This window comes from Rahnella inusitata (assembly GCF_018288855.1).
GTDB classification, from domain to species: Bacteria; Pseudomonadota; Gammaproteobacteria; order Enterobacterales; family Enterobacteriaceae; genus Rahnella; species Rahnella inusitata.
Map to the genome: position 1 here is coordinate 2,497,056 of NZ_CP065024.1, position 12,821 is coordinate 2,509,876.

Below are 12,821 nucleotides of genomic sequence, written 5' to 3' on the forward strand. Positions count from 1 at the left end.
ATGACCGACCCCGTCTCTCCACTGGGAGAAACCCAACCGGCTGCGGTTGCCGCGCACAACGACGATATCCGTTCGCCGTGGTATGACTTTTTCCACACGTTTTTGCGCCACCCGATGGCGCTGGTTTCCGGCGGTTTTATTCTGCTGCTGGTTCTGGTGGCGGTGTTCGCACCCTGGCTGGCGCCTTATGACCCAATGACGCCTGACTGGATGGCGCTCGGCGTCGGCCCGACGGCAGAACACTGGTTTGGCACCGATGACTTAGGCCGTGACGTGCTCAGCCGCATCATCTTTGGCGCACGGATTTCTTTGTACGTCGGTATTTTTTCGGTCACGCTCGGTATGATTGCCGGTGTGCTGCTTGGTCTGCTGGCGGGCTATTACGGCAAATGGCTGGATATGTTGATCATGCGCGGTTCAGACGTATTGTTCGCATTTCCCGGCATGTTGCTGGCGATTGCGGTGGTGGCGATCCTCGGCCCCGGTCTGAACAACGTGATTATCGCCGTCGCCGTGTTCAGCGTGCCAGTGTTCGCCCGCATCGTGCGCGCCGCAACGCTTTCCATCAAACAAAGTGCCTACGTGGAGGCCGTGCGTTGTGTCGGCGCGCCGGACCGCGTGGTGATATTGCGCCACATCCTGCCGGGCACATTGTCGAACGTGATCGTCTATTTCACCATGCGCATCGGCACCAGTATTCTGACCGCCGCCAGCCTGAGTTTTATCGGTCTCGGCCCGGAACCGGACGTCCCTGAGTGGGGCAACATTCTGGCAATGAGCCGTAATATGATGATGGCGGGCAAATGGAACGTCAGTGTTTTTCCGGGGCTGGCGATATTCCTCACGGTTTTGGCATTTAATTTACTTGGCGACGCGCTGCGCGACACGTTGGATCCTAAACTGAAGAAATAGCCTGATGACTTAACTCGCTGAAATGGAAGAGAGATGCATCCGCAATACCCAGAACCCGATGAATTTACGCAGCAGGCACTGGCCGCGCTGCTACAACGCTGGCGCACGACGCGTCAGATCTTTCGCCCGCGCTTTCCGTGCGGGGCGACTAACGCAATAACGGACGTCACCGGTGTCACCGTCGGCCACAGCACGCTGGCGGCGGGGGACGTCCAGACCGGCGTTACTGCTGTCGTGCCGCCCGGCGATAATCTCTATCAGCAGCCTTTACCGTGCGGCGTAGCGGTGCTCAACGGCTTTGCCAAACCGATGGGGCTGATTCAGGTGATGGAGTTGGGCGAGCTGCAAACCCCGATTCTGCTCAGTAACACCTTCGCCACCGGTGCGTTGTTCAACGCGATGATAAAACGCAGCTGTCAGCAGTTCCCGCAGATGGGTCGCCCCGATGCCACCATCAACCCGCTGATCCTCGAATGTAACGACTTCTGGCTCAACGATATTCAGGCCATGGCGGTGAGCGAAGATGATGCACTCACCGCACTCGACGGCGCGACAAGCACCTTCACCCGTGGCAGCGTGGGAGCAGGGCGCGGCATGAGCAGCTTCGGTCTGAAAGGCGGTATCGGCACGGCGTCGCGCTGGTGCGAAGAACTCAATGCCACGCTCGGCATACTGGTGCTGGCGAACTTCGGTAAACTCTCTGAACTTACGCTCGACGGCGTGCGCGCCGGTGATGCTATCGCCGAAGTGTTGCCAAATATCGCGCCGCAGGTCGATGCCGGTTCAGTCATCATCATTTTGGCCTGCGATCGTTATCTCGACAGTCGCCAGCTAGGCCGCATTGCCAAACGCGCCGGTGCCGGGATCGGGCGTCTGGGCAGCTACTGGGGGCATGGTTCCGGCGATATCGCGCTGGCATTCTCCACGCAGCGTGACGGTGTCACGTTGACCGATGACAAGCTCGAGCCTTTACTGGCGCTGGCCGCGGACGCCACCGAGCACGCGGTCATTGACGCGATGCTCAGCGCCGAAACCGTCTGCGGCTTCGACGGACATTTCCGGCTGGGGCTGAGTGAAGTCCTTGACAGCCTTGCCAATTTAAAAGGGAACGAATCATGAAAATTTTTATCTCTGCTGACATCGAAGGTATTGCGGGCGTGATGCGTCCTGAACAATGCAGCCCCGGCAATGCCGATTACGATGCCGCGCGGGCACTGATGGAACAGGAAGTGAACGCGGCGATTGACGGCGCGTTCGCCGGTGGCGCGACGGAAGTCACGGTAGCCGACAGCCATGCGATGATGCAAAACCTGCGCGCCGACAAAATCGATCCGCGCGCCCGTCTGGTGCAGGGAAAACCGCGCGGCCTCTCGATGGTTGAAGGTTTGCAGCAACAGCAGTACGACGGCCTGATGTTCGTCGGTTTCCACACTGCCGCGGGTGAAAATGGCGTGCTGGCGCATACCATTAATGGCCGCGCTTTCTACCGCGTCAAACTCAACGGTAACGTAGTGGGCGAAAGCGATTTGTACGCGGCCGCCGGTGCCGAGCTGAACGTCCCGCTATGGCTGGTGACCGGCGATGATCATCTCGAAACCTGGATCCGTCGCCATTATCCTGAATCTCAGTACGTCTGCGTCAAACGCGCGATTTCCGCCAACGCTGCCGAATCCGACAGCCCGGCAATCGCCCGCGCGAAAATCCGTAAACACGCCACGCTGGCGGTCAGCAAACCCGCACCGATCACCGCCGGAAGATTCAGCCCGCCGTATCATCTCGAACTGATGACCGCCAGGCCGGTGCTGGCCGATTTGTTCTGCCTGATCCCTGGCGTCGAGCGGCTGGATGCCGTCACCGTCGGCTATCACAGCCCGAACGTGGCCAATATCATCAGCCTGCTGAGTGCATTTTCCTATCTGGCAACGACTCAGAAATAAGGCAACACATGCGCTTACGTCACATTGAAGTGTTTCAGGCGGTTTTGCAGGCGGGCAGCGTCAGCGGCGCGGCGCGCTTGCTGAATGTGTCGCAACCGAACGTCAGCCGCGTTCTGAATCACGCCGAGCAGCAGCTGGGGTTCACGCTGTTTGACCGTACGCCGCAGGGGTTGATCGTGACGCCGGAAGGGCGCAGGTTGATGCCGGAAGTCGAGGCGTTGTTCAGCCATATTCAGGCGATCGGTGCGCTGGCGGAGCAGCTGCGTCAGGGCGAAGGTCAGCATGTGCGCATCGGTTCTGCTCACGCCCTGGGTCACAGCGTGATGGCGCCGGTGCTGGTAGATTTCCGCCGTCAGACCCCCGGCGGCAGCGTCGAACTGGTGACCGGACACTTCAACACGCTGAGTCAGGATTTGCTGCAATACAAAATGGATTTCGCACTGGCCTTCGGCGAGCCTGCCACGCAGGAGCTGGTTTCGGAGTCCATCTATCAAGGCAACATGGTCGCGCTGTTGCCGAAGGATTCCGAGGTTGAAGGGCCGGTATCGCTGGCGTGGCTATGTGAAAATGATCTGATGATGCTACAGCAGCAGGATCCGCTGGGTCTGGTACTTAACCGCGTCTTGCGCGAAAACGGCCTGACGCCGCAGTCTTCATTGCACATCAAAACCTACTCTGTCATCGCCGACATGGTGCTGGCCGGCGGCGGCGTCGGGGTGGTCGATACGTTTACCGCCCAGCGGTATGTCGATCAGCTGAAAATTTGTGAGGTCATCGAGCCGTTACCCTTTGAGGTGATTTTGCTGAACAGGCGCGACCAGCCGGTATCTCAGGCGGCGCTGAAGCTTAAGCAGCTGATAAGGCGCAAATTATGGGCATTGGGGGAGGGGGGCGGTTAAAAAATCAAAATCAAATTCAAGGTCGAGTGTTGCTACCCACGGGCTACGTAAAACAGTACACAGACAGATCCCTCCCCTGCGAAGGAGAGGGTTGGGGTGGGGTATGATGCCAAATCAATAAGTTCACGTTTTCTCCGGCAAATTCATGGCGTGTTATACCCCCTCCCGGCCTCCCCCTTCGCAGGGGGAGGAGCAAAGCAAACCCGTAAATATTCTCGGTCAGAGACAAACAGCCGCCTTATAGCCGCCCGCTGCACTAAAAACTATTCGATCCCCATTGCCCCTTTCATCGTAAAGAAAAGATCAGTCTGATCTGTCAGACCCACCACATTCGCCGCGTGTGGCCCAAACGCTGCAATCCGCAACTGGGTTCCGGTGTGGCCCTGGGAGTCATCCTCTGAGTTACCGTAACTGATGGTCATTGGTGCGCCATCTTTGGTGGTCAGCGTCTGCGTCAGGCCGGGAGCTTTGGCGTCGGCTTCGATGATTTGGCTGGAATGTGCATGGTCGGCGGTGACAATCACCAGCGTGTTGCCGTCTTTGCGGGCGAACTCCAGCGCTTTCTGAACCGCTTCATCCAGGTCGACCGTTTCACCGAACTGTCCGCATGGATTAGCAGCGTGATCCTGCTTATCAATTGATGCGCCTTCCACCTGCAGGAAGAAGCCTTTTTCATTGGTCTTCAGCAGGTCGATGGCTTTTTCTGTCATTACGGCCAGCGTCGGGATATCCGCGGTGCGCTGCGGGTTGGCTTCACAGGTGACGGCGGGTTTATCAATGTTGCCGTGATAAGAGGCTTTCGGACCCTGCCAGCGCACCGGCATGTTGCCTTCGGAGAACAGACCCAGCAGCGGTTTTTGCTGACCGGCCTGGGTAATAGCAGCGAGCTTGTCGGCGTTTTCGATCCACTCATAACCCTGCGCCAGCGCCTGATCTTTCAGAGATTTCCCCGTGAACTCGCCGCTTTTCGCCAGCTGGCTGAATGATTTTCTGCCGCCGCCGAGCGTGACATCGGCGCGGGCGTGCAGCAACTGTTCGGTGATTGAGCCGCGTCCGCCGTTTTCCAGCGCATTGGTGGCACATTTCTCTGAGGTTTCTTCCGGGCCGTAGCATTTACGCGACGTCACGTGCGCGATTTGTGCAGCGGGCGTTGCATCCTGTAACTCTGCGGTAGAAACGTTGCCGGTGGCTTTCCCCGCCGCTTTGGCGATTTCGAGGATTGTCTGGTGATCTTTACCGTTCACATCCACGCCGATTGCGCCGTTATAGCTTTTCACGCCGGTGGTCCAGGCGGTAGCGGACGCAGCGGAATCGGTAACGTAGTTAGGTTTTTGCGTTTTTTTATCAAGAGAATAATGCGTGTATTGGCCGGTCAGCGGCAGGGCGTCGATGCCTTTGAAATAGCCGCCCGCGCCTTCTGCATAATTTCGCGCGGAGGTAATTTCGGAATCACCCATACCATCGCCGATCAGCAGGATCACGTTCTTAACCGTTTTGTCAGAGAGCGATGCTTTCAGCGCGGCTGTCTGGTCACCGCTCAGACGGCGAGCGCCACCTTGTTCAGTTATCACACCTTTAGCGGCGCGATCGGACAAGGCGTTATCTTCAGCAGCAAATGCTCCTGCAGAGGCGGAAAGCAGTAAAGAGGCGGCGATGGCGCGAGCGATCAGAGATACAGGTTGTTGCATTGTCAAAACTCCTTTTGATGAAGCGTCAGAAATAAAAACACACAGTTTGAGTTATTTTGTTACTGGGAGGGTAGATCAGGAGGATGACGGATTTATGACAAAGAATGGAGTGCACGGGGCGTAGTGACGGTTTTCAACATTTTTGAACGCGATCAATGCTATGTAAGGCAATACTCGGTTTGCTCCTCCCCTACGAAGAGGAGGGGCAAAGCTGCCATTGCGGCAGCCTACGGACGTAAGAAATTCAGCCGATGGTCATCAAACTCGCATTTCCCCCTGCCGCCGCGGTATTCACGCTCAAAGAGCGCTCGTGAAGCAGACGTTCGAGCAGGATATTGTCTTCGCCGCGGGCGAACCCTTGTACGGAGACAATCGGGCCAGGGCGGTTGGCGATAAGCTGGCAGAGTTCACGCAACTGATCGGCGTCACCGTGATAAATCACCGCATCGAAAACCGGCGCATCGTTGTGCCAGTCTTTGGCGAAGTCCACGCGATCCTGCACGGCTTTCGGCAGCTGATTGAACAACTCGCGCTGCAACGGTGTTTCCGGCCACAGAATGCGGCAACCGGTCGCGGTGACGGCGGCGAGCTGAGTCAGCGCATCGTCCTGATTGTCGGCCAATGCCAGGACGCGTTCGCGCGGCAGCAGGGCGTATGTGTTGCGCTCGCCGGTCGGCCCCGGCAAAGTGCGCAAGGTGCCACCCTGGCTGCTTTCTGCGAATCGTTTGCAGACCTCAATGAAGGCTGCACTTTGCTTCTGCCCGGTGGCCCATTGTTGCAGGGCGCGGTGCGGTGCCAGCAGTGCTTCGCGCACCGAGGCATCCAGCGGCAGTTCGCGATCCTGACGCAACAGGGTCTGCTGAACGGCGAATTGCGGACGGCTGCTCAGCAGGCGGTATAAGTACAGCGGACCGCCTGCTTTCGGGCCCGTGCCGGACAGGCCTTCGCCGCCGAACGGTTGGACGCCGACCACCGCGCCGACCATATTGCGGTTCACGTACATGTTGCCAACGTGCGCCTGCTGCGTGACGCGGTGAATGGTTTCGTCGATACGGGTGTGGATCCCCAGCGTCAGGCCGTAGCCGGCGGCATTAATCTGACCGATCAGCTTATCCAGATCCTGACGGGCGTAACGCACCACGTGCAGCACCGGGCCGAAAATCTCTTTCTTCATTTCATCGAAGCTGTCGAGTTCAATCAGCGTGGGTTTAACGAACGTCCCGCGTGCCCATTCGCTCTGGTCGGCTGCGAAAGTTTGTGTTGCCTGATATACCGTGCGGCCTTTGGCGCGCATGGCGTCGATGTGTTTCTCAATACCTTCTTTGGCCTCACTGTCAATAACCGGCCCGATGTCCGTAGAGAGACGTTCCGGGTTGCCCATCCGGCATTCGGCCATGGCACCGCGCAACATCTGCAAGGTGTGGTCGGCGACGTCATCCTGAATACACAGCACGCGCAGGGCGGAACAACGCTGACCGGCGCTGTCGAACGCCGAAGCCACCACGTCCATCACCACCTGTTCGGTCAGCGCAGAAGAATCCACGATCATCGCGTTCAGACCGCCGGTTTCAGCGATGAGCGGCGTAGGACGCCCCTGCGGATCCAGCCTTCCTGCAATGTTACGTTGCAAAATACCCGCTACGTCAGTGGAACCGGTGAACAGTACGCCGCGAACGCGTTCGTCATTCACCAGCTGCGAACCGACGGTTTCGCCTTTGCCCGGCAAAAGTTGCAGAACGCCCGCCGGAACACCCGCTTCATGCAAAATACCGACGGCCAGCGCGGCGATAAGCGGCGTCTGTTCGGCAGGTTTGGCCAGCACGCTGTTACCGGCTGCGAGTGCAGCAGCAATCTGACCGGTGAAGATCGCCAGCGGGAAGTTCCACGGGCTGATGCACACCACCGGCCCGAGTGGACGGTGGGTGTCATTGGTGAAGTCTTCGCGGATCTGCCCGGCATAATAATGCAGGAAATCGACCGCTTCGCGCACTTCGGCGATGGCGTTATTAAAGGTTTTTCCGGCTTCGCGCACCAGCACGCCAAGCAGACTTTGCAACTGCGCTTCCATCAATTCTGCTGCGCGTTGCAAGATTGCGGCGCGCTCTTCGGGAGGCGTCGCAAACCAGATGGCGCCGGCAGCGGCGGACGCGTCCAGCGCGCGGCTGATTTCCGCTTCTGTCGCTTCGCGCACGTGGCCGACGATGTCGGTATTTTCAGACGGGTTGACGACCGGCAGGAATTCGCCGTCGTCCGTGGGCGCATCAATCATCGGTTGCGCGGTGATTGGATGGCTGGCGCTTTGCAACAGGGCGCTGGAAAGGGAAGCCAGGCGATGTTCGCTTGACATGTCCAGACCGGCGGAGTTCACGCGTTTGCTGCCGTACAGATTACGTGGCAAGGCGATGCGCGGGTGCGGCAATCCGACCTGTCCTTCGCTGGCGGCCAACGCTTCAACTGCCAGCACAGGATCGGCGACCAGCTCTGCAATTGGCAGTGTAGCGTCGGCGATGCGGTTCACGAAGGAAGTGTTCGCGCCGTTTTCAAGCAGACGTCGCACCAGATACGCCAGCAGCGTTTCGTGCGTTCCGACCGGGGCATAGATGCGGCAAGGGCGGTTCAGTTTGCCTTCGGCAATTTTCCCGACAACCTGCTCGTACAGCGGTTCCCCCATGCCGTGCAAGCACTGGAATTCATACTGACCCGGATAATAGTTGTTGCCCGCCAGCTGATAAATCGCTGCCACGGTGTGGGCGTTGTGGGTAGCGAATTGCGGATAGATCAGGTTCGGCACCGCCAGCAGTTTGCGGGCACAGGCCAGATAGGAAACGTCGGTGTAAACCTTGCGGGTGTAGACCGGATAATCTTCCAGCCCTTCGACCTGCGCGCGTTTGATTTCGCTGTCCCAGTACGCGCCTTTCACCAGACGGATCATCAAACGACGACGGCTGCGCTGTGCCAGATTGGTCAGGTAATCGATCACCATCGGGCAGCGTTTCTGATACGCCTGAATGACGAAGCCGATACCGTTCCAGCCTGCCAGTTCCGGCTCAAAGCAAAGTTTTTCCAGCAGATCGAGGGAAATTTCCAGACGATCGGCTTCTTCAGCATCAATATTAATGCCGATGTCATAGCTGCGCGCCAGCAAAGTGAGTGACAGCAGGCGCGGATAAAGTTCTTCCATTACGCGCTCATACTGCGCCCGGCTGTAACGCGGATGTAGGGCGGAAAGTTTGATGGAAATCCCCGGTCCTTCATAGATGCCGCGACCGTTCGAGGCTTTACCGATGGCGTTGATAGCCTGCTGATAAGACTGCAAATACGCCTGCGCGTCTTTCTCGGTCAGTGCCGCTTCACCCAGCATGTCGTAGGAGTAGCGGAACCCTTTTTCTTCGTGCTTGCGGGCGTTAGCCAGCGCTTCGGCAATGGTTTCGCCGGTAACAAACTGCTCGCCCATCAGGCGCATCGCCATGTCCACGCCTTTGCGGATCAGCGGTTCGCCGCCTTTACCGATAATGCGGCTCAGCGATTTCGACAGGCTGGCTTCGTTGTGCGTCGCCACCAGTTTGCCGGTAAACAGCAAACCCCAGGTCGCGGCGTTGACGAACAGCGACGGGCTGCGACCCAGGTGCGAATGCCAGTTGCCGTTGCTGATTTTGTCGCGGATTAACGCATCGCGCGTGGGTTTGTCGGGAATACGCAGCAGCGCTTCGGCCAGACACATCAGCGCCACGCCTTCCTGCGAGGAAAGTGAGAACTCCTGCAACAGGCTTTGCACCATCCCGGCGCGGCCATTTGCACTCTTCTGGTTACGCAGCTTAGTCGCAATGTCGGCGGCGAGCTTTTGCGCGGCGTCATTCAACGGCGCGGGTAAACGAGCCTGTTCGAGCAGCATGGAAACCGCTTCCGGCTCCGGACGGCGATAGGCGGCAGTGATGGCAGAACGGCTGACGGACTGCGGCTGAATTTGCTCGGCGAAATCCAGGAAGGGCTGATGTGATTCCTGTAGCAGCGGTGCGGTGTATTCGTCAGCGCTTTCAGGCGCAGTGCCGTTCAGCGCCGGGATTTCCGGCAGCGCATCACCACTTTCCAGACGTTCCAGATAGGAAAATATCGCCTGCTTAATCAGCCAGTGCGGTGTTCGGTCAATCTGCTGTGCCGCCACTTTCAGCCGTTCGCGTGTGCCTTCGTCCAGCTTCACGCCCATCGTCGTCATACCCATGCGCAAACACTCCATATAAAAAGGTTCAGGTGATTTCATTATGTTTATGGCAAGCAATATCTTCTATGTTGCAACCTTGTGCAACCCTGTTAATGCAGGAAGTGTGCCCGATGTGATTTGGCTGGCATTTTTAACATTTGAAGAACCGTATTTCGCCGTGGTAGCCGAGGTGAACGGCAGATTCGCTGAGGGCGTGTCGGGTACAACCTTTAGGTTTGCAACGTGCAACCCTTCGACAAGATAAGTGTGATGCGGAGTAAACTTTGTGTATCTGGATTGTTAAAACTCTTGAATTCACCCTTTTGCTAAACCAGTATCCGCCCGACAAGAAATTTGAATAAAAACCCTATTAACCGCCTGTATAAAGAAAAAATATGGAGAGTCATGCTGCATCCTTCGCGGGTTTCAGCCATCATCTCGCCCCGGCATGATTTTGAACGCCTTTCAACAAAAGGGCGTCAGGACAGACAGGTGCCGGCCTGCATTGAATATGCATCGCAGATAAATAAGACCAATAACAAGAAGTGGAGACGGACATGACAATGAACACACCAATGCTGGTGACGTTTTGTGTTTATATTTTCGGGATGATTTTGATCGGCCTCATCGCGTATTTACGGACCAAAAACTTTGATGACTATATTCTCGGGGGGCGCAGTTTAGGCAGCGTAGTGACTGCGCTTTCCGCCGGTGCTTCTGACATGAGCGGCTGGCTGCTGATGGGCTTACCAGGAGCGATATTCATTTCCGGTATTTCCGAAAGCTGGATCGCCATCGGCCTGACCATCGGCGCGTATCTGAACTGGAAGCTGGTGGCAGGGCGTTTACGCGTTCACACCGAAGCCAACAACAATGCGCTGACCCTGCCGGATTATTTCACCCACCGCTTTGAAGATTCGAGCAAACTGCTGCGAATTATCTCAGCGATCGTCATCCTGGTGTTCTTCACCATTTACTGCGCCTCAGGCATCGTGGCCGGTGCCCGCCTGTTTGAAAGCACCTTCGGCATGACCTACCAGACGGCTCTTTGGGCGGGTGCGGCGGCAACCATCATTTATACCTTTATCGGTGGTTTCCTCGCGGTGAGCTGGACCGATACCGTACAGGCCAGCCTGATGATTTTTGCGCTGATCCTCACGCCGGTGATCGTCATCCTCGCGGTCGGCGGTATTGATACCTCAATGATGGTGATTAACGCTAAAAACCCTGAATACACCGACATGTTCAAGAACATGAATCTGGTGGCGATCCTGTCGCTGCTGGGCTGGGGTCTGGGCTATTTTGGCCAGCCGCACATTCTGGCGCGCTTTATGGCGGCGGATTCACATCGCACCATTCGCAGCGCACGTCGCATTAGCATGACGTGGATGATCCTGTGTCTGGCGGGCACCATCGCAGTGGGCTTCTTCGGTATTGCGTACTTCAGCAATAATCCGGGCGAAGCGGGTAATGTGACTCAGAACGGCGAGCGCGTGTTTATCGAGCTGGCGAAGTTGCTGTTCAACCCGTGGATCGCCGGTATTCTGCTGTCGGCGATTCTGGCGGCGGTGATGAGTACTCTGAGCTGCCAGCTGCTGGTGTGTTCCAGCGCGATCACCGAAGACTTGTACAAAGCGTTCCTACGCAAAGGCGCCAGCCAGCGTGAGCTGGTGTGGATTGGTCGCGCGATGGTGCTGGTCGTGGCGCTGGTGGCGATTGCGCTGGCGGCAAACCCTGAAAACCGCGTTTTGGGCTTAGTAAGCTATGCGTGGGCGGGCTTTGGTGCAGCGTTCGGACCGGTTATCCTGATCTCGGTGATGTGGAAACGCATGACCCGTAACGGCGCGCTGGCCGGGATGATCGTTGGCGCGGCGACGGTGATTTTGTGGAAACAGTACGGCTGGGCCGAACTGTATGAAATCATTCCTGGATTCCTCTTCGCCTCCCTGGCTATCTGGATTGTCAGCCTGATGGGAAGCAAACCGTCAAAGGCGGTAGAAGAACGCTTCAATACGGCTGAAGCAGAATACAACACTATCTGATTTCATCGTGACACGTTGAAATCACTGTAGTTTTAACGGAGCCTCAGGGCTCCGTTATCAATTCCTTTCCTGCCTGTCTTTTTCTCTGAAACAACCGGCAATATTTTTTCGTGCTCATTTCCCCTTTAGTGCTCAAAAAACAGCGTGCCGCCTCTTGTAATTCTTTGGCCAAGAATGATAATCACTATCGTTTCGATTTTACTTATCTTTACAGAATGCTTGCACAATCTGTAGGTTCATTGTTTTACGGGAGTTCCGCTATGTTCGTTCCGTTTCTTATCATGTTCCGCGAAGGGCTTGAAGCCGCGCTGATCGTCAGCCTGATCGCCAGTTATCTGAAACGTACGCAGCGCGGGCAGTGGCTTGGCGTGGTCTGGATTGGCGTTATCGTCGCGGCGGCCTTGTGTCTGGCGCTGGGTGTTTTTATCAATGAAACCACCGGTGAATTTCCGCAGAAGCAGCAGGAGCTGTTCGAGGGCATCGTAGCCGTGATTGCGGTCTGCATTCTGACTTACATGGTGTTCTGGATGCGCAAAGTGTCGCGTTCAATCAAAGTGCATCTGGAAGGCGCTATCGATAATGCGCTGAACTCCAGCCGCGGGCAGGGCTGGGCGCTGGTGGCAATGGTGTTCTTTGCCGTGGCGCGCGAAGGGCTGGAATCGGTGTTTTTCCTGCTGGCCGCGTTTCAGCAGGATGTCGGAATTGAAGCGCCAATCGGTGCGCTGCTGGGCTTAGGCGCGGCAATCGTGCTCGGTTTCCTTATCTATTACGGCGGCGTGAAACTGCATCTGGCGAAGTTCTTCAAATGGACCAGCCTGTTTATTTTGTTCGTCGCCGCCGGTCTGGCAGCAGGCGCGATCCGCGCCTTCCACGAAGCGGGTCTGTGGAACGGTATGCAGGATATCGCTTTTGATCTGAGCGGCACGCTCTCCACGCATTCATTATTTGGCACCCTGCTGGAAGGTATGTTCGGCTATCAGGAGGCCCCGACCGTCAGTGAAGTCTCGGTGTATTTCCTGTATCTGATCCCGGCGCTGTTCCTGTTCTTTATGCCACACGGCAAATCGCCCGTGGCCGCGCCGGCTTCTGCCGGGCAAAAACCACAACGCTGATTTTACGTTAATTTTCTCTTCACACAGTTTGTC

The 12,821-nt window shown here is 57.0% G+C and carries 8 protein-coding genes; 6 read left to right on the top strand and 2 right to left on the bottom strand.

The window, feature by feature from the left end; all coding sequences use genetic code 11:
- The 4 genes from I2123_RS11755 to I2123_RS11770 are packed head-to-tail and all read left to right on the top strand — an operon-like array spanning position 1 to position 3,748.
- On the top strand, positions 1-912 hold the full coding sequence (locus tag I2123_RS11755) for an ABC transporter permease subunit (protein ID WP_213050493.1): 912 nt from the start codon (positions 1-3) through the stop codon (positions 910-912).
- A 33-nt stretch (positions 913-945) separates the two neighbouring features.
- Complete coding sequence (locus I2123_RS11760) at positions 946-2,031, top strand: P1 family peptidase (RefSeq protein ID WP_213050494.1); 1,086 nt, start codon at positions 946-948, stop codon at positions 2,029-2,031.
- The gene (locus tag I2123_RS11765) at positions 2,028-2,849 is read left to right on the top strand and encodes a M55 family metallopeptidase (RefSeq protein WP_213050495.1); all 822 of its coding nucleotides are present in this window, start codon (positions 2,028-2,030) and stop codon (positions 2,847-2,849) included. The genes I2123_RS11760 and I2123_RS11765 overlap by 4 nt, the downstream gene beginning before the upstream one ends.
- Positions 2,850-2,857: 8 nt before the next feature.
- Entirely contained in the window at positions 2,858-3,748 is an 891-nt protein-coding gene (locus I2123_RS11770; RefSeq protein WP_112168927.1) for a LysR family transcriptional regulator, read from the top strand.
- A 263-nt stretch (positions 3,749-4,011) separates the two neighbouring features.
- Here I2123_RS11770 and phoA read toward each other — a convergent pair whose 3' ends face one another.
- Positions 4,012-5,436 carry an alkaline phosphatase gene (gene phoA, locus I2123_RS11775; protein WP_213050496.1) on the bottom strand — a complete coding sequence of 475 codons (1,425 nt, stop codon included), beginning with the start codon at positions 5,434-5,436 and terminating at the stop codon, positions 4,012-4,014.
- Between the two features lie 244 nt (positions 5,437-5,680).
- Entirely contained in the window at positions 5,681-9,655 is a 3,975-nt protein-coding gene (gene putA / locus I2123_RS11780) for a trifunctional transcriptional regulator/proline dehydrogenase/L-glutamate gamma-semialdehyde dehydrogenase (RefSeq protein WP_213050497.1), read from the bottom strand.
- Positions 9,656-10,191: 536 nt separating this feature from the next.
- On the opposite strand from putA, the gene putP reads away from it, so the two are divergent.
- Together putP and efeU are read left to right on the top strand one after the other, a co-directional pair.
- Positions 10,192-11,676 (top strand): sodium/proline symporter PutP, encoded by a 1,485-nt coding sequence (gene putP, locus I2123_RS11785; RefSeq protein ID WP_213050498.1) that lies wholly within the window; start codon positions 10,192-10,194, stop codon positions 11,674-11,676.
- A 260-nt stretch (positions 11,677-11,936) separates the two neighbouring features.
- The gene (efeU, locus tag I2123_RS11790; protein WP_213050499.1) at positions 11,937-12,788 is read left to right on the top strand and encodes an iron uptake transporter permease EfeU; all 852 of its coding nucleotides are present in this window, start codon (positions 11,937-11,939) and stop codon (positions 12,786-12,788) included.
- Positions 12,789-12,821: the final 33 nt, after the last annotated feature.